The 17,444-nt window shown below is 62.4% G+C and carries 12 protein-coding genes and 1 riboswitch; of the genes, 5 read left to right on the top strand and 7 right to left on the bottom strand.

Features of this window, described 5'->3' with window-relative positions:
- Entirely contained in the window at positions 1 to 1,101 is a 1,101-nt protein-coding gene (gcvT, locus tag AC0L14_RS31025; RefSeq protein ID WP_473529212.1) for a glycine cleavage system aminomethyltransferase GcvT, read from the bottom strand.
- 148 nt (positions 1,102 to 1,249) lie between these two features.
- A riboswitch (glycine riboswitch) is annotated at positions 1,250 to 1,336 on the bottom strand.
- A gap of 164 nt (positions 1,337 to 1,500) precedes the next feature.
- Between gcvT and AC0L14_RS31020 the strand changes: the two genes are divergently transcribed.
- Positions 1,501 to 2,481, top strand: coding sequence for a hypothetical protein (locus AC0L14_RS31020; RefSeq protein WP_473751777.1), 981 nt, complete (start codon positions 1,501 to 1,503; stop codon positions 2,479 to 2,481).
- A 45-nt stretch (positions 2,482 to 2,526) separates the two neighbouring features.
- Here AC0L14_RS31020 and AC0L14_RS31015 read toward each other — a convergent pair whose 3' ends face one another.
- The 4 genes from AC0L14_RS31015 to AC0L14_RS31000 all read right to left on the bottom strand — a co-directional run bounded on the left by AC0L14_RS31015 (position 2,527) and on the right by AC0L14_RS31000 (position 6,585).
- Positions 2,527 to 3,315, bottom strand: a complete 789-nt coding sequence (locus tag AC0L14_RS31015) for a molybdopterin-binding protein (RefSeq protein ID WP_473487250.1) — start codon at positions 3,313 to 3,315, stop codon at positions 2,527 to 2,529.
- Between the two features lies 1 nt (position 3,316).
- On the bottom strand, positions 3,317 to 4,198 hold the full coding sequence (locus AC0L14_RS31010; RefSeq protein ID WP_473487251.1) for a cytochrome b/b6 domain-containing protein: 882 nt from the start codon (positions 4,196 to 4,198) through the stop codon (positions 3,317 to 3,319).
- Between the two features lie 114 nt (positions 4,199 to 4,312).
- On the bottom strand, positions 4,313 to 4,996 hold the full coding sequence (locus AC0L14_RS31005; protein ID WP_473487252.1) for a DUF1345 domain-containing protein: 684 nt from the start codon (positions 4,994 to 4,996) through the stop codon (positions 4,313 to 4,315).
- 149 nt (positions 4,997 to 5,145) lie between these two features.
- Positions 5,146 to 6,585 (bottom strand): caspase family protein, encoded by a 1,440-nt coding sequence (locus AC0L14_RS31000; protein ID WP_473529210.1) that lies wholly within the window; start codon positions 6,583 to 6,585, stop codon positions 5,146 to 5,148.
- A gap of 402 nt (positions 6,586 to 6,987) precedes the next feature.
- On the opposite strand from AC0L14_RS31000, the gene AC0L14_RS30995 reads away from it, so the two are divergent.
- Complete coding sequence (locus tag AC0L14_RS30995) at positions 6,988 to 8,040, top strand: autotransporter outer membrane beta-barrel domain-containing protein (RefSeq protein WP_473487254.1); 1,053 nt, start codon at positions 6,988 to 6,990, stop codon at positions 8,038 to 8,040.
- Here the strand turns inward: AC0L14_RS30995 and AC0L14_RS30990 are convergent.
- Positions 8,037 to 8,504: a YaiI/YqxD family protein gene (locus AC0L14_RS30990; protein WP_473487255.1), complete on the bottom strand. Its 468-nt coding sequence runs from the start codon at positions 8,502 to 8,504 to the stop codon at positions 8,037 to 8,039. The genes AC0L14_RS30995 and AC0L14_RS30990 overlap by 4 nt on opposite strands.
- Positions 8,505 to 8,870: 366 nt before the next feature.
- Positions 8,871 to 9,998 (bottom strand): S-(hydroxymethyl)glutathione dehydrogenase/class III alcohol dehydrogenase, encoded by a 1,128-nt coding sequence (locus AC0L14_RS30985; RefSeq protein WP_473487256.1) that lies wholly within the window; start codon positions 9,996 to 9,998, stop codon positions 8,871 to 8,873.
- A 203-nt stretch (positions 9,999 to 10,201) separates the two neighbouring features.
- On the opposite strand from AC0L14_RS30985, the gene AC0L14_RS30980 reads away from it, so the two are divergent.
- The 3 genes from AC0L14_RS30980 to AC0L14_RS30970 all read left to right on the top strand — a co-directional run bounded on the left by AC0L14_RS30980 (position 10,202) and on the right by AC0L14_RS30970 (position 17,247).
- Positions 10,202 to 12,214 carry an acetyl-CoA carboxylase biotin carboxylase subunit gene (locus AC0L14_RS30980; RefSeq protein WP_473751775.1) on the top strand — a complete coding sequence of 671 codons (2,013 nt, stop codon included), beginning with the start codon at positions 10,202 to 10,204 and terminating at the stop codon, positions 12,212 to 12,214.
- 389 nt (positions 12,215 to 12,603) lie between these two features.
- On the top strand, positions 12,604 to 16,131 hold the full coding sequence (dnaE, locus tag AC0L14_RS30975; protein WP_473487258.1) for a DNA polymerase III subunit alpha: 3,528 nt from the start codon (positions 12,604 to 12,606) through the stop codon (positions 16,129 to 16,131).
- A gap of 105 nt (positions 16,132 to 16,236) precedes the next feature.
- Positions 16,237 to 17,247 (top strand): methyltransferase, encoded by a 1,011-nt coding sequence (locus tag AC0L14_RS30970; RefSeq protein ID WP_473529206.1) that lies wholly within the window; start codon positions 16,237 to 16,239, stop codon positions 17,245 to 17,247.
- Positions 17,248 to 17,444: the final 197 nt, after the last annotated feature.

Here is a 17,444-nt window from a genome sequence, read left to right as displayed (position 1 = left end):
TCATCCTTTGCGGTAGCGATGCGGCGTGAAGGGCAGGGGATTGATATCGACCGGGATTTTCGTCCCGCGAACGTCGGCGAAGAGTTTTGTGCCAGGTTTGGCCAGCGCTGTCAGGACGTAGCCCATGGCGACCGGATGGGTGGCCGAGGGGCCGAAGCCGCCGGAGGTGACGTGGCCGGCGGGATCGCCGTCGGCGTCGAAAAGGGCAGCGCCGGTGCGCACCGGCTGGCGGCCTTCCGGCTTCAGGCCGACGCGTTTCTGCGCCGGGCCGCGCTCCAGGATTGCACGCAATGCGTCGGCGCCGATGAAAGCGCCAGAGGCGCGAACCTCCTTTGGGATCGCCCACATCAGCCCGGCGCTGGCCGGGTCGATCTCAGGCGTGATGTCCAGTCCGTGCAGGCACAGCCCTGCTTCGAGCCGCAGGCTGTCGCGGGCGGCCAGCCCAACCCACATCACGCGCTCGTCCACGAGCAGTTTGGCGACGAGATTTCGCGCGTCCGCTTCCGGCAGGCCGATCTCGAAACCGTCTTCACCGGTATAGCCCGACCGGCTCATGAACCAGTTCTCGCGGGGCTCAAAGCCGTGCATGAACAGCAGCGATCCGGTTTCGATGCCGCCGCGGGATAGGGCGGCCCAGGCTTCAGGCCCCTGGATCGCCAGGAAGACGCGGTCGAGTGCGTCCACCTTTGCGTCAAAATCCATGGCAAGGGCGCGCAGGTGCTTTTCGTCGGCTTCGGCATTGCCGGCATTGGCGACGACCATGAAGCGTGCCTGGCCGAGCCGGGTGACGATCAGATCGTCGAGGATGCCGGCGGCTTCATTGAGAAGGAACGTGTATTTGGACTGGGAAATCTCAAGCGCGCCGGCGTCTAACGGGCAGGCTCGGTTCAGAAGTGCGACGGTGCCCGAGCCACTGATCTCGAACAGCTTCATGTGCGAGATGTCGAACAGCCCTGCATGTTCGCGGGCATGAAGGTGCTCCTTCATCACGCCGGCCGGATAGGTCAGCGGCATCGACCAGCCGGCGAACGCGCCAAAGCGCGCACCGGCGGCCACGTGCAGGTCTTCGAGGGGAAGGTGTTTGGTGTCGTCGCCCGTCATGTCATCTCCAGAGTCGCACGCAATCGGCCGCGAATGGCGACCAGTCCGTGCCCCTCTGTCTGAAGCCTGAGAGACTCGCGCCCCGTAACTCTGTCGGCAGCGCTTACACCTTCGGCGCGGGGGCAAGCCCCGACTTTCCAGAGTGTCTTTCCCGTCTACGGTTCTTTTGCCTGAGAGATTTCGGGCGATTTCCCCTTCGGCGGCAGCTCTCGCTGCTCTCTCCCGCAAACAGGTAGGACTCAATTTGAGCCCTCGACTCTTCATCCATAGCCTGTGGGCGACACCTTGTCACCTGCCAGCGACACCTTACCGACAAGTCTTCGCTAACCACGCGGTTTGCCGGTTTCTCAAGACACTGCCGGTATATGGGTCCAAACGACGTTTGGACGGGGAACGAAAATGGGCGGATTGATCATGACCTCGAAGGACCGCATCACGGCCGAGGATGTCGTCATGCTGCGTCGCGAAGTGTTCGGCGATGGTGTGGTGACGCGCGGCGAGGCCGAGGCGCTGTTTGCGCTCGACGCAACGGCCAAGCACAAATGCGCGGAATGGCCGGACTTTTTCATCGAAGCCGTCACCGAGTTCATCGTTCATCAGGAAAAGCCGGCGGGCTATATCTCGCAGGACAATGCCGACTGGCTGGTCCGAGCGATTTCGCGCGACGGCATGGTCGACAGCTGGACCGAACTCGAATTGCTGGTGCATGTGCTGGAAAGGGCGAAATCCTCGCCGAACGGGCTTTGCGCCTATGCGCTGGAGCAGGTCGCCCATGCCGTCATCGACGGCAAGGGGCCACTGATGCACGGCGGCAAGCTGGTTCCTGGCCTGATCGCCAAAGCCGAGGTTGAGCTTCTGCGCCGCATTCTCTACGCCCATGGCGGCGACGGCAACATTGCGATCACTCGCGCCGAGGCCGAGATGCTATTCAAGATCAACGAGCGGACCGCGGCGGTCCACAATGACCCATCCTGGAACGATCTCTTCGTCAAGGCGATCGCCAATTTCGTCATGTGCTCGGCCGGCTACGAAGCGCCGGTACGCGACGTGGCGCTGCGCCGGGATTCTTTCCTGGATCAGGCCGATCCGGAGATCGGCGGCTTCTTCGGCCGCATGGTATCGGGCGGTCTCGCCGGCATCATGGAAGCCTATAGCGCGCCGGGTGATATCGAATCCGAATGGGAATCGAAGAACAAGGCAGCCGAGGCGCTGGCCCGCCGCGCCGAAACCATCGACGCCAGCGAGGCGAAGTGGCTGGCCGAGCGCATTGGCAGCGACCGGCCGCTGCATGAGAACGAGCGCGCGCTGCTGACACTCATCAAACATGCCTCGCCGGAAATCCATCCGGTGCTCAAGCCGCTGATCGACAAGGTCGCTTGAGCAAAAAGCGCTAAAACACTGATCGGAAATGGCGGAGCTATGGCCTCAGATGCCGCCGTACCAGTCGTAGCCATTGTCCTCCCAGTAGCCGCCCTTGCCGCCGCCGATAGCGGCGAAACTGTCGACCAGCTCGATCTTGCGGAGATATTTCGGCATTTTGTAGCCGATCTGGCGCTCGACGCGGACACGCAGCGGCGCGCCGTTCTCGACCGGCAGCGGCTTGCCGTTCAAGCCATAGGCAAGGATCGTCTGCGGGTGACGGGCATCGATCAGGTCGATCGACCCGTAATATTTGATGTCGCCGGACAGGCTGCGGTCGATCGTGTCGAGGCAATGGAACATCACGTAGCGCGCCTGCGGCTTGACCACCGCCTGATCCAGCACCAGCGACAACGGCGTGCCGGTCCATTTGGCGATGCAACTCCAGCCTTCGACGCAGTCGTGGCGGGTGATCTGGGTGCGGCTTGGCATGTTCATCAGCTGCTCGCGGGTCAGCGACAGCGGCTTTTCGACAAGGCCGGAAACCTCGAGCCGCCAGTCGGCGAAATTGTTGGCGAGCAGACCCTTGTAGACATCGTCGTCCGGCGCGGTGACGCCGTTCGGCCGCTGCGGCTGGCGAATGTCGGCTTCGGTGAATTCCGGCGCCAGCGAATCGCCGGCGAGCAGACGTTGCGCGCGCCACGTCAGTCCGTTGGCGGCTTCGAGGAAGCTGCGCAGGCCGTCGCCGACGCGAAGCTGGCTGTCGAAGGCATCGCAACCCGACAGCATGATACCGGAGACGCCGAGGCTGGCCGAGGTCAGGAATTTCCTGCGGCTGATCACAAACTTCGCCATCTCACGCACTCCTTTCCGGCGCCTTGCCGCGATGCGCCGGCGGATCGGTTCGGTACCAGCCGGTGATGATGGAACGCAGCTCGTTGATCGGGCCGGCGGCGAAGATCATCAGCATATGGATGATGAAGAAGGCGACGAGCAGCAGCATTACAATGAAATGAATGGTCCGCGCCGTCTGCCGTCCGCCGAGCAGATCGTTGAGGAACGGCAGCGCCGCGTTCATGCTCGGCGACATGGCAAGGCCGGTGATGATCATCAGCGGCAGCAGCACGAACATTACGCCGCCATAGGCCATCTTCTGCAGCGTGTTGTATTCGCGCGTGTGACGGAACTTGAGCCTGGCATGATCGACGATGTCTCGCGGCAAACGCCTGAGATCGTCGATGCGCGGGGCCAGATCGCGGCGCAGATGGCCGTTGACCAGGCTGGCGACCAGCCACACGACCAGTGTCGTGGTCAGTATCCAGGCGAAGAAGAAATGGACAACGCGGGCGGTGCCGAGGTCATAATAAGAGGGGATCGTCGCCCAGGACGGGAAGGCGCGGGACGTCTCCCGACCCGCCGGCCCCGACCAGCCGAGCACACCGGTTGTGTCGAAGCGTTTGCCGAAGATTTCGGTGTAGCCGCGCGGGCCGTTTGCGGTGTTCTCGGCGCCAATGGCGAAGACGGTGTTGTTGTACGCAAATCCCGACTCCTTGCCGATATAGAGCTGTGGGCGGGCGTTGAAGATCTGCAGGCCGGAAAGCAGCATGAAGAACAGCGAGATGGCCCAGAGCCAGTGCGTCAGCCGCGTCCAGCGCGACTGCCGGTAGATCAGCGTCGCATCCTTCGGGAGGGCAGTATCTGGCCCGACGGTGGATTGGCTCCTGGCAACCGATTCCATTCTTTCGCGTCCTCCCGGCCGTTCAGTCGGCCTTTCCGATCGTTCTCCTCCCAATACGTTGCCAGCCAAAGCGATGTTTCATCCGATCACGGAATTATTACGAGCTGCCCGATACTACCGGCTCCCGAGACTGACGGCGAGGTTGACCGCTGCGGCGACGATCACTGTATTGAAAAAGAACGACAGGATCGAATGCAAAAGCACGATGTGACGCATTTGCGTGGTCGAGACCGCGGTATCGGAGGTCTGCGAGGTCATCCCGACGGTGGTCGAGAAGTAGAGGAAGTCCCAGCCGTCCGGCCGTTCCTTACCGGCAAATACGAGACCGCCGACCGGCTTTTTCTGTTTCGCTTTGCTGCCGGGGTTGGTCTCTTCATCGTTGACCCAGTAAACATGCGCGTAGTGCAGCGCTGTCATGGCGTGGATGGTGAACCAGCCGAGCGGGATCGACAGCAGCGCGAAGGTGAGTTCGACAGGGTGCGCGCTGCCCTCCCGATTGATCAATTGGAACAGCGAGATGATGGCGACGGTGACGACAATCAGCGTCACCGCAAAGATGACCAGCACCGGCTGGTCGGTGGCCCGCGCGTTCTTGCTCAGATAGCGGTCGGTGAGCAGCGGCATCTGGGCGACGACGATGACGGTGTAGGCGGCGAAAAACGCATTGGCGCCGATCGAAAGGGCCAGCGGAGTGCGCAAGACCAGCGCGATCGCCAGTGCCACTACACCGATGCAGGCCGACACCGCGAACTGCATGTGGCGGTGCAGTGGTTTCTTCAGGGGCAGCTCGGTCGTCATGGCCCGGCCTCTGATGGCGGTCCGTCTTCTACGGTGCCGAGCGTCCTTTCGGACGCGAAAGGACACTGTAACACTTTTGAAATCTGCGCATGATCCTTTCCGAACCAAAGGTGGCGAAGCAAAAAATCGATTCCGATTTGCGGCGTGCGTTAGAAAACCCCGCCGATCCCAATGCCGCCGCTGATGTCGGGCGGAGGTGCAACCGGGCGCGAGGATTGCTGCTGCGACCTTGCGGCTTTTCGGTTGCCCGCCCCCTTGCGCGCCGGAGCCGCCTCTGATGCCACCTTCGCCGGCTTGATCTTCCGCACGACCACCGGATCCTTGCAAACCCGCCCGGAGTGCAGGAACAGGTCACTCAGGAGTTCAACCGTAGGCTCGGTCGCAGATGCGGTTCTCGCGGTGTTTTTGTAGTAGTTGGCGAGCGCGCGCACGGAGCCCTTGCCCCAACTTCCGTCCACTGTCATCCGATAGCAGCCCAAACGTCGCAATTCGGTCTGGATGCTGCGCGCGAGATCGGTCGCTTTTTGGGAATCCGTTTCAGTCGCCGAAGTACCGACGATCAGCGCTTCAAGTCCGGAGACGATGCTCTGCCTGGCCCCCTCGAGGCTGGCGACCTGCGTGCCGGCGGGCTTGGCCGCAGCGTCGGGTAAGGGCGAAACCTCGACCGAACGCAATGTCTGGCCAACGATCAGCACGGCCGTCTGCAGGTCGTTGGAAGCGAGCTCGACCTTCAACCTCTCCTTGGCGGCAGGATCGGCCAGGATGCGCGACAGGCTGGCGCTGAGCTGGGCCGGGTCGAGCACTTGCTGCTCGGTGAAGTAAAACTGCTCGCGAAGGTTCGACTGATCCCACGGAACCTGACGCCCGATGGTGATTGCCTCGGTCTCGTTGCGCACCCGGATCATCATATCCGAAATGCTGAGCCCGGGAATTTCGACGTTCTTCAACAATGCCGTGGTGAAGGGGCTGTTGTCGCCCGAGCCGTCGACAGCAACGTTGCCAGGCTGTGTTGCAAAGGCAATGAACGTGTTTTCACCGACTTCGATCTGCGCGAGGCCGTCCATGGCGCTGGGGCCTTTGCCCATCGGGTTGTTACGACAGGCATCAAGAAACACGAAGGTCTGCCTTTCACGGCTGGCAAATCTCGAAATCACATCGTTGAGCTTGACCGCGCCCGCGATCAACTCCTGCAGGTTCTCGGCGTTGGGCGTATCGACCGGCAGAAGATAGTTCTCGCCCCCGAGTTGCACGCCGTGGCCAGCGTAGAAGATGAGGACAGCGCTGGCGCCTGCCAACTTGCCCTCGGCTTGTTTGAAAAGCTCGGTGAACCCGTCGGACGACAGGTTGGTTGCCGTTAGCACATCGAATTTCAGCCTCTTCAGGCTTTCAGAAAATCTGGTCGCGTCGTTTGCAGCATTGGCCAGATGCGGGAGACGGGCGCTCCGGTAGTCGGAGTTGCCGATGACGATCGCGAGCCGCTTGCCTGGCTGTGGCGACTGGCCTTCCTCGACCGCGGCTCGAACGCCGAGGGATCCGAAAAGGGAAACCAGCAGGACCACAGCAATGCGCAGGAGAAGACGGTAGCTCATGGCAAGGGCTCGTTTCGGCGCGTGACATCTTCAAGTCGCCGAAGTGTCCGCCCGACCGAAGACCGCCGCAATTTTTACACCAGAACCCAAATCAAAGGAAGCGTAAGGCGCAACCCAGCCTTCGATCTGGCCGAGCTCGGTTTCTAGAGATGCCGTGGGGTCCAGCCGGACGATAGCCGCCGCAACCATTTCGGCCCGCCGGAAGCCAGCGGTCCAGACGAAATCATATCCACGCCAGAGATAATTTGTTATGCTCCTACCAGCGCTGGCGTAGTGTTGCACCCGCATCTACTGCAGTCAGTGATGTTTTTCATAGTTCAACTGCGCATTGCATGTCCTGATATTTAAGCCAGATGACACAAGTAGCAGGGGAGGGGGACAATGAAAGGCAGGAGTTGGTGTTTGCGCCTGTGCGCGAGTTCAATTTCGATTGGTGCTGCATTGGTTTTGCTGCCCTCGAAGGCAAACGCCTGTATCGACGACAGTGAGGGCGGCTTTCAGGCGGACTGCTACGTCGGCGTGACCGTCAATAGCGCGATTGTCGACACGTCCCTGGATGCTCTTCTCAAATTGTCCGACGACATCATCCAGGCGGAAGTCGGCCCCGCAATCGCAGCTCCGCCGGCCCAGTCTTCACCGTTCGGCGTTTTCGCTTCCGGCCAGTTGGCCCACACGGAGCATGACGGCTTCACCGTTTCGGACGATTTCGACGTCTTTGACGGACCGAGCTTCGACGTCGAAGAATTCTCCGCTGCCGCCAGTGTCGACTTCAACGCGGCAAAGCATTTCGGATTCGACAGCGAGCACGGATTGAATCTGGGGCTGTTCGGCGGTTATGCCTCGGCTGACGTCAATGTCGACGTTTTTGGTGTCGGTGACGCGACCAACAAAAGCGGCATGTTCGGCGGCTATGGGCTTTATCGTAAAGGCACCAGCTATGCTCTTGTGGCCGCCTCGGCGTTCCTGGGCAACACGGACGTCAAGGGAAATGACGGCAGCTACGACACGCAAGGCTACGCGATAACAGGGTCGATCGGCCGCATCTTCAACTTGACCGATCGCATGCGTTTCGATCTTCGTGGCGGGCTGTTGGGCGTTACCTTTACCGGCGACGCATACACGGACGACGCCGGCACTGAGTTTGGAAAGAGCCGTTTATCGTTTGGCGCGATCAAGTTCGACCCTGGGGTTTACGCGGACTACCAGCTCGGAAACGGCATGGTCATCAGCCCTTATGCGCGCGCGGATCTGCAGCAGCGTTTCGGCTATTCGAACACGGCAAGCGTTTCTGGTCTGAAGAGCAATTTTGAGGATGCGGACTTCTCGGTGGCGCTGTCCTCCGGCTTCAATCTGAAGATGTCTTCATCGACAACCGTCAGCACTGAAATTCGCGGCAAATGGTCCGAGGACAGTTCAACCGTCAGCGGCAAGCTGGGCCTCAAGATCGCGTTCTAATCCGGTGCGGCGGATTTCAACGCACGCCGCAAGATGCGGTCGAGCTCGCCGAGAAAACGCGAGCGGTCCTGCGGCGCGAAACTGGCATTGTAGCCCTTGCTTTCGCCGGTCTCGCGCAGATGCTGCTTGAGGTCGCGCATCGCCACCGCCATGCCGATCGTTTCCGGCGTGAACGGGCGCCCGGTCGGCCCAAGCACATGGGCGCCGAGCGCCACCGTGCGGGCGGCAAGCGGGATATCTGATGTCACAACGATGTCGTTGGGCTTGGCATTGTCGACGATCCAGTCGTCCGCCGCGTCGGCGCCCTTGGACACGACGACGTTGCGGATCATCGGGTCACGTGACGGGCGCAGGCCGCCATTGGAGACGAAGGTGACGACGACGCCATGGCGCTCGGCGACTTTCTCGACCTCGGCCTTCACCGGGCAGGCATCGGCGTCGACGTAAACGGCGGGTGCGGACATGGTTCATTCCAACGCGTATGAAGCCGGGCGATTTCGCCAAGCCCCGTCGATGATATTCGAGTGGTCGCTATCCCCGCAACGCTCCGGACCTGTTGGTGCAGCGCAGTCGCTTCAAAGGTCGGCGCCGCCCCTCATCTGCCTGCCGGCATCTTCTCCCCGTATAGTGACGGGGAGAAGGGGCTGGCCCAATCTCGGCTCGCTTTCTGCAACGCTGGAGATAGGCGAAATCCTTTGCGAAGGCGTCTTTCTCCCCGTCACTATACGGGGAGAAATGCCCGGCAGGGCAATGAGGGGCAGCGCAAACCTGAAGCGATTGCCTTGCTTCTTCGCGGTCCAAGTCGCGGTATCAGCGGCTGGTGGTTCTCGTCAGTAAACCACCACGCTCCTGATGCTCTTGCCCTCGTGCATCAGATCAAAACCCTTGTTGATGTCCTCCAGCTTCAGCGTGTGGGTGATCATCGGGTCGATCTCGATCTTGCCGTCCATGTACCAGTCGACGATCTTTGGCACGTCGGTGCGGCCGCGCGCGCCGCCGAAGGCGGTGCCCATCCAGGTGCGTCCGGTGACGAGCTGGAACGGCCGCGTCGAGATCTCCTGGCCGGCGCCGGCAACGCCGATGACGACCGACTTGCCCCAGCCGCGATGCGATGCCTCAAGCGCCTGCCGCATCACCTTGGTGCTGCCCGTGCAGTCGAACGTATAGTCGGCGCCGCCGATCTGGTCGGCGCCGCGCTTGGTCATGTTGACGAGATAGGGCACGATGTCGCCGTCGATCTCCTTCGGATTGACGAAATGCGTCATGCCGAATTTCTCGCCCCATTCCTTCTTGTCGTTGTTCAGGTCGACGCCGATGATCATGTCGGCGCCGGCGAGGCGCAGCCCCTGGATGACGTTGAGGCCGATGCCGCCGAGACCGAAGACGGCGGCCGTGGCGCCGATCTCGACTTTTGCAGTGTTGATCACCGCGCCGATGCCGGTGGTGACGCCGCAGCCGATGTAGCAGATCTTGTCGAAGGGTGCGTCGGGATTGACCTTGGCCAGCGCGATCTCGGGCAGCACGGTGAAGTTGGAGAAGGTCGAGCAGCCCATATAGTGGAAGATCTTGTCCTTGCCGATCGAGAAGCGCGACGAGCCGTCCGGCATCAGGCCTTGCCCCTGCGTGGCGCGGATCGCGGTGCACAGATTGGTTTTTCTGGACAGGCAGGACGGACATTGCCGGCATTCCGGCGTGTAGAGCGGGATGACGTGGTCACCCTTCTTGACCGAGGTGACGCCCTTGCCGACATCGACGACAATGCCTGCACCCTCATGGCCGAGGATCGCCGGAAAGATGCCTTCGGGATCGGCGCCCGACAGCGTGAATTCGTCGGTGTGGCAGATGCCGGTCGCCTTGATTTCGACCAGCACCTCGCCGTCGCGCGGTCCGTCGAGGTCGACCTCCAGGATTTCCAGCGGCTTTCCGGCGGCGACAGCGACAGCGGCACGGGTTTTCATCGGGGCTCTCCTCTCAGGGGCAAGTCTGCAATCGGGGCCGAGCATTAGCGTATCTGCAGGTTCTGGACTATGGGACGAATTGACAGTTCGTTGCCGGGTTTTGGCCGGCGCCGGACGACTTGCGCCCGGGGATATGCGCCAACTTGCCTTGACCGGCCGGGCGAAGCCCATAAAAGAAAGGCAGCCGAGGGAACGCAACCCGCATGTTCACAAAAATCCTGGTCGCCAATCGTGGCGAGATCGCCTGCCGCGTCATCAAGACGGCGCGCAAGATGGGCATTGCCACCGTGGCGGTCTATTCGGATGCCGATCGCGACGCCGTGCATGTCGAGATGGCCGACGAGGCTGTGCATATCGGGCCTTCGCCGGCCGCTGAGAGCTATCTGGTGCCGGAGAGGATCATCGCTGCCTGCAAGGCGACAGGTGCTGAAGCCGTGCATCCCGGCTACGGGTTTTTGTCCGAACGCGCATCCTTCTGCGAGGCGCTGGAGAAGGAGGGCATCGTCTTCATCGGCCCGAAACCCAGAGCGATCAGGGCGATGGGCGACAAGATCGAGTCGAAGAAATTCGCCAATGCAGCCAAAGTCAGCACGGTGCCGGGCTGGCTCGGCGTCATCGAGAATGCTGGTCATGCCGAGAAAATAGCCGGCGAGATCGGCTACCCCGTGATGATCAAGGCCTCGGCCGGCGGCGGCGGCAAGGGCATGCGCATCGCCTGGAGCAAGGCCGAGGTGCGCGACGGGTTCGACCGGGCGCGGTCGGAGGCCAAAAGCTCGTTCGGCGACGACCGCGTCTTCATCGAGAAGTTCGTGGTCGATCCGCGCCACATCGAGATCCAGGTGCTGGCCGACGCGCATGGCAACGCGCTTTATCTCGGCGAGCGCGAATGCTCGATCCAGCGCCGCAACCAGAAGATCGTCGAAGAGGCGCCTTCGCCCTTCCTCGACGCCAAGACCCGGAAAGCCATGGGCGAGCAGTCGGTGGCGCTGGCGAGGGCGGTCGACTATCAGAGCGTCGGCACGGTCGAGTTCATCGTCGACAGCGAAAAGACCTTCTATTTCCTTGAAATGAATACGCGATTGCAGGTCGAGCACCCGGTAACCGAGCTCATCACCGGCATCGATCTGGTCGAGCAGATGATCCGCATTGCTGCCGGCGAAAAGCTCGTCATCAAGCAAAGCGACGTCAAGCTGAACGGCTGGGCGGTGGAAAGCCGGCTCTACGCCGAGGACCCGTATCGCAATTTCCTGCCGTCGATCGGCCGGCTGACGAGATACCGGCCACCGGAAGAGGGACGGTTCGGCGAAATCGTCGTCCGCAACGATACCGGCGTCACCGAAGGTTCGGAAATCTCGATGTTCTATGATCCGATGGTCGCCAAGCTGTGCACCTGGGCGCCTACTCGGATCGCGGCAATAGACGCCATGTCCGTGGCGCTCGACAGCTTCGTCGTCGACGGCATCGAGCATAACATGCCGTTCCTGGCGGCGCTGATGCAGCATCCGCGCTGGCGGGAAGGGCTGATATCGACCGCCTTCATATCAGAGGAATATCCTGATGGCTTCGCGCCGATCGTGCCTGATAGCGAGGAGAAGGCGGTGCTGGCAGCGATCGCCACCGCGGTCGAACTGCTGCGCCGCGATCGGCTCGACCGGCTGGGCGGGCGGCTGGCGCCGCATTCGGGTGTCCTGAAACGCGACTGGGTGGTCAAGATCGGCGGGGATTACCTTTCGGCCTCGGTTATCGAAGGTATGATCTCCATTCCGATGGAGTTCGGTCTGTCGATCGACGGCGGCAAGGCGCTGACGGTAGCCTCCGACTGGCGTCCGGGCGATCTCATCTGGCGCGGCACGGTCGGCGACCGAAGAATCGCGGCGCAGATCAGGCCGGTACCGAACGGGCTTCGCATCGCCTGGAAAGGCATGTCGGTGACCGCACGCGCCATGCTGCCGCGCATCGCCGAGCTCGAAAGGCTGATGCCGGAAAAAGTGGCGCCTGACACCTCGAAGATGCTGCTCTGCCCGATGCCCGGCCTCGTCGTGTCGATCGCCGTTGCCGAAGGGCAGGAGGTCAAGACCGGCGAGACGCTGGCGGTGGTCGAGGCGATGAAGATGGAAAACGTGCTGCGCGCCGAGCGCGATCTCACCGTTTCGAAACTCAGGGCAAAACCGGGCGACAGTCTCGCCGTCGACGCGGTGATCATGGAATTCGCGTGAGGCTGAAAACAAAAAAACGGCCTCGGCGGCGGATCATTGGCGCAACATAACTGCCGTCACTTGTCAAGTTGAGCCACTGGCAGCTACAAGGCAATCGCCTTAGGTTTGCGCTGCCCCTCATTGCCCTGCCGGGCATTTCTCCCCGTATAGGGACGGGGAGAAAGCTGCCTTTCAAAGGATTTCGCCAATCACCAGCGTTTGCAGAATGGGTGCCAAGGTTGCGACCAGCCCCTTCGCCCCGTCACTATACGGGGAGAAGGTGTCGGCCGGCGGATGAGGGACGGCGCCACAATTGGCCGGTCGAGCGCCCGCTCTCGCTGGACTCGCATCGTCCGGTGCCGGACAATACGTCTTCATCGACTGAGTCCTTTCAAGCGGCGCTAAAAACCATGGCGAATGAGACACTTCCACGCGACCCGTTGCGACGTGAGGCCTTTGTCAAGGCGTCGCGGCCGGAACTGCCGGCGCGGCCGTTCATTCATCTGCGCGTGCATTCGGCCTATTCGCTGCTCGAAGGCGCATTGCAGCTCGGCACGGTCGTCGGCCATGCGGTGAGGGATGACGCCCCGGCCATCGCCGTCACCGACACCAACAATCTGTTCGGCGCGCTCGAATTTGCGCAGAAGGCGGTGAAGGAGGGTATCCAGCCGATCATCGGCTGCCAGACCGCTCTCGCCTTTTCCGGTGAAGCCAGCGACAGCCAGCGCGACCGCAGGCGGCAAGGCCCGGAGATGCGGCCGGTGGTTTTGATCGCTGCGACCGAGGCCGGCTACAGCAATCTGGTCAGGCTGGTCAGCCGGGTCTATTTGGAAACGCCGCCCGGCGAGGCCGTGCATCTGACGACCGAGATGCTGCAAGGCCATTGCGACGGCCTGATCTGTCTCAGCGGCGGGCCGCGCGGCCCGATCGGCAATGCCTTGAAGGAGGATCGCCGCGATCTCGCCGAGACGCGGCTTTTGGCGCTCAAAGCGCTGTTCGGCGACCGGCTCTATGTCGAGCTCGAGCGGGTTTCCGGTTATGACCGGGCCATCGAGAAATCGTCAGTCGATCTCGCCTATACCAACGACTTGCCGCTGGTCGCCACCAATGAGGCGTTTTTCTCCTCACGCGACGACTATGAGGCGCATGACGCGCTGATCGCCATCGCCGAGGGTTCGGTCGTCGCCGTCGACAATCGCCGCCGCCTGTCGCCCGACAACTTTCTGAGGAGCCAGGCTGACATGGCGAGGCTGTTCGCCGATCTGCCGGAAGCGATCGACAACACCGTCGAGATCGCGCTGCGCTGCTCCTACTATCCCAAGACCCGCAATCCGATCCTGCCGCGCTTTGCCGGCGGCGATGTCGCCGACGCTGATGCGGCGGTGAAGGCGGAGGCGCAGGAGCTTGCCAGACAGGCGCATGAAGGGCTGGAGGCGCGGCTCGCGGCGCACGGTCTGGCCCCTGGCTACACAGTCGAACAATACCGCGAACGGTTGGAGTTCGAACTCGGCATTATCGAGAAGATGAAGTTCCCCGGCTATTTCCTGATCGTTGCCGACTTCATCAAATGGGCGAAGGCGCAAGGCATTCCGGTCGGTCCGGGCCGCGGTTCGGGCGCCGGCTCGCTGGTTGCATATTCGACGACCATCACCGACATCGATCCGCTGCGCTTCTCGCTGCTGTTCGAGCGCTTCCTCAATCCAGACCGCGTGTCGATGCCCGACTTCGACATCGATTTCTGCCAGGACCGGCGCGAGGAGGTCATCCACTACGTCCAACAGAAATACGGACGCGACCAGGTCGGCCAGATCATCACCTTCGGCACGCTGCAGGCCCGCGCGGTGCTGCGCGATGTCGGCCGCGTGCTGCAGATGCCCTATGGCCAGGTCGACAAGCTCTCTAAGATGGTGCCGTCGAACCCGGCCAATCCGGTCAAGCTCGCCGACGCCATCGCCAACGAGCCGCGCTTTGCCGAAGAGGCCGAACGGGAGCCGATCGTCCAGACGCTGCTCGACATGGCCCAGAAGCTGGAAGGGCTCTACCGCCACGCCTCGACGCACGCCGCCGGCATCGTCATCGGCGACCGGCCGCTATGGGAGCTGGTGCCGATGTATCGCGACCCGCGCTCCGACATGCCGGTCACCCAGTTCAACATGAAGTATGTCGAGCAGGCCGGGCTGGTGAAGTTCGACTTCCTCGGCCTGAAGACGCTGACGGTGCTGGAGACCGCGGTCAAGCTGATCCGCCGCCGCGGCATCGAGATCGATCTCGCCCACATTCCGCTCGATGACCCCGACACCTACGCCATGCTGTCGCGCGGCGAAGTGGTCGGCGTGTTCCAGGTGGAAAGTGCCGGCATGCGCAAGGCGCTGATCGGTATGCGGCCCGACTGCATCGAGGACATCATCGCGCTGGTCGCGCTTTACCGGCCGGGACCGATGGAGAACATCCCGACCTACAACGCCAGAAAGCATGGCGAGGAGGAGATGGCGTCGATCCATCCGAAAATCGACCATCTGGTGAAGGAGACGCAAGGCGTCATCGTCTACCAGGAGCAGGTGATGCAGATCGCGCAGGAGCTTGCCGGCTATTCGCTCGGCGAAGCCGATCTGCTGCGCCGCGCCATGGGCAAGAAGATCCGCGCCGAGATGGACAAGCAGCGCGAACGCTTCGTTTCGGGCGCGGTTGAACGTGGCGTCGGCAAGCCGCAAGCCGACTTCATTTTCGACCTGCTGGCAAAGTTCGCCGACTACGGTTTCAACAAGTCGCATGCCGCCGCCTATGCAGTCGTCTCCTACCAGACGGCCTATCTGAAGGCGCACTACCCGGTCGAGTTCCTGGCCGCGTCGATGACGCTCGACATGGGCAACACCGACAAGCTCGCCGATTTCCGCCAGGATGCGCTGCGCCTCGGCATCGATGTCGTGGCGCCGTCGGTAATGACCAGCTTCCGCGCCTTCGAGGTCGGCGAGAACCGAATCTTCTATTCGCTGGCCGCGCTCAAGGGCGTCGGCGACGCGGCGGTCGAGCACATCGTCGCCATGCGCGGCGAAAAACCGTTCAAGAGCCTCGCCGATTTCTGCGAAAGGGTCGATCCGAAGATCGTCGGCAAGCGGGTCTTCGAAAGCCTGATCATGGCCGGCGCGCTCGACTGCTTCGGCCACGACCGCGCCGCGATGATGGCGGGCGTCGAGCGGATGATGGGGCTGGCGTCGCTGGCGCAGCAGAATGCAATGTCGGGCCAGCACGATATTTTTGGCGCCTCGCTCGGCGCGCAGTCGCAGGCGCTCAATCTGCCGGCGACCGACCCGTGGCTTGCCGCCGACCGCCTGCACCGTGAATTCCAGGTGGTCGGCTTCTATCTCTCGGCGCACCCGCTGGACGAATACAAGGCGGCGCTGCAGAAGATGCGGGTGCAGACCTGGGCCGAGTTCTCGGCCGCCGTCAAACGGGGTGCTGCCGCCGGGCGGCTTGCCGGCACCGTCACCACCAAGCAGGAGCGCAAGACGCGCACCGGCAACAAGATGGGCGTCGTGCAGTTTTCCGACACGTCGGGCCAGTATGAGGCGGTGCTGTTTTCCGAGGGGCTGGCGCAGTATCGCGACCTGCTCGAGCCCGGCCGTTCGGTGGTGATCACCGTTTCGGCCGAGGACAGGCCCGAAGGCGTCAACCTGCGCATCCAGACCGTGCAGTCTCTGGAAGACGAGGCAAGCCGTATCCAGAAGGCCTTGCGCATCTTTGTCAGGGATGACCGACCGGCGTCGGCGATTCAATCGCAGCTTACCCAGCGCGGCGACAGCCAGGTGAGTATTATCGTCATCAAGGATGAGGCGCAGGGCGAGGTCGAGATCGAACTGCCCAACCGTTACCGCGTCTCGCCACAGATCGCGTCGGCCATGCGCGCGGTGCCGGGCGTGGTGGAAGTGGAACTGGTGTGAGCTAACGACCGTATTCCGCCAGCCCGGTCGCATTGCCCGGTGACGATGCCGCTGGTATTGTGAGCTCGGCGGCCTGGGTCTTTTTGGCGGCCAGGGGAGCTGGTCATGGATGAGCGGGATGCCGCTGCCGAACTCCAGAAAATGGTCAATGGGTTCCAGGTATCTCAGGCGATATGCGTCGCCGCCACGCTGGGCATTGCAGACCATCTCAAGGACGGAAAACGCACCAGCGGCGAACTGGCCGCGCTGACCAATACCCATCCGCAGGCGCTCTACCGGCTGCTGCGCGCCCTTGCTTCGGTCGGCGTGTTCCATGAAGCGGAAGACCGCTTCTTCTCACTGACCCCGGTTGGCGGCGCGTTGCGATCCGATGTTCAGCATTCGGTCGCGCCGTGGGCGATTCTGGCCGGACGGCCGTATTTCCGTCGGGCATGGAGCGATCTTCAGCACAGTGTCGGCACCGGCGAAAACGCCTTTCGCCACGCTCATGGCAAGGGCGTTTGGGAATACCGGGCGGAGCATCCGGAAGAGTCCGTCATCTTCGACCGGGCGATGACGGCCACGTCGCGTGGCGTCGCCGCTGCGGTGATCGCGGCCTATGACTTCCGGCCGTTCTCTGTCGTCATGGATGTCGGAGGCGGGCAGGGCGCGCTGCTTGCCGAAATCCTCCGCCGCAATCCCGGCCAGCGCGGCATTCTTTTCGATCAGCCGCAGGTCGTGACGAAGGCCGGCCCGGTCTTTGAGGCTGCGGGCGTGGCCGATCGCTGCGACATCGTCGCCGGCGATTTCTTCGTCTCGGTGCCCGAGGGCGCCGATGCGATCGTGCTTAAATGGATCCTGCATGACTGGGACGACGACACAAACATCCGGATCCTGAAAACCTGCCGCCGGGCGATGCGCCCAGAAGGCAAGCTGCTGGTGCTCGAGAGCATTCTGGCGGCGCCCAACGAAGGCGCCAGCGCAAAATTTGGCGATCTGAACATGCTGGTCATGCCGGGCGGGCAGGAGCGCACGGCGGAAGAATTCAGGTTGCTGCTTGCGGCGTCGGATTTTCGGGTCGCGAATATTGTTGAAGCCGGACCTCGCATCAGTGTCATCGAGGCGGAACCGGTCTGACTGCTTTCCGGGTCTGAAACTACCCGACGAAGGCGACTGAAATGCGAGACTAGAGCGCGGTTTTGGTGGAACCAAAACCGCGCTCTAGCGCGTTGCGTTTACGCATTTGTCGGGCGCCAAACGAAGCCGGTTGGGTGGAAAATGCTACGACGCGGCCCCGTGCGCGGGGTTGGGCGCGTTGTTCTGGAGATTTAGCA

Source organism: Mesorhizobium sp. WSM4841 (assembly GCF_055811515.1).
The sequence above is the reverse complement of the archived record's forward strand: the minus strand, read 5'-3'. Positions and strand labels throughout refer to the sequence as shown.

What these genes read in the sequence shown, in the direction of transcription:
- AC0L14_RS30985 (WP_473487256.1), bottom strand. Translation starts at nt 9,998, where the DNA reads ATGAAAACCCGTGCCGCTGTCGCTGTCGCCGCCGGAAAGCCGCTGGAA.
- AC0L14_RS31005 (WP_473487252.1), bottom strand. Translation starts at nt 4,996, where the DNA reads ATGACGACCGAGCTGCCCCTGAAGAAACCACTGCACCGCCACATGCAG.
- dnaE (WP_473487258.1), top strand. Translation starts at nt 12,604, where the DNA reads ATGGCGAATGAGACACTTCCACGCGACCCGTTGCGACGTGAGGCCTTT.
- AC0L14_RS30990 (WP_473487255.1), bottom strand. Translation starts at nt 8,504, where the DNA reads ATGTCCGCACCCGCCGTTTACGTCGACGCCGATGCCTGCCCGGTGAAG.
- AC0L14_RS31015 (WP_473487250.1), bottom strand. Translation starts at nt 3,315, where the DNA reads ATGGCGAAGTTTGTGATCAGCCGCAGGAAATTCCTGACCTCGGCCAGC.
- AC0L14_RS31000 (WP_473529210.1), bottom strand. Translation starts at nt 6,585, where the DNA reads ATGAGCTACCGTCTTCTCCTGCGCATTGCTGTGGTCCTGCTGGTTTCC.
- AC0L14_RS31020 (WP_473751777.1), top strand. Translation starts at nt 1,501, where the DNA reads ATGGGCGGATTGATCATGACCTCGAAGGACCGCATCACGGCCGAGGAT.
- AC0L14_RS30980 (WP_473751775.1), top strand. Translation starts at nt 10,202, where the DNA reads ATGTTCACAAAAATCCTGGTCGCCAATCGTGGCGAGATCGCCTGCCGC.
- AC0L14_RS30970 (WP_473529206.1), top strand. Translation starts at nt 16,237, where the DNA reads ATGGATGAGCGGGATGCCGCTGCCGAACTCCAGAAAATGGTCAATGGG.
- AC0L14_RS31010 (WP_473487251.1), bottom strand. Translation starts at nt 4,198, where the DNA reads ATGGAATCGGTTGCCAGGAGCCAATCCACCGTCGGGCCAGATACTGCC.
- gcvT (WP_473529212.1), bottom strand. Translation starts at nt 1,101, where the DNA reads ATGACGGGCGACGACACCAAACACCTTCCCCTCGAAGACCTGCACGTG.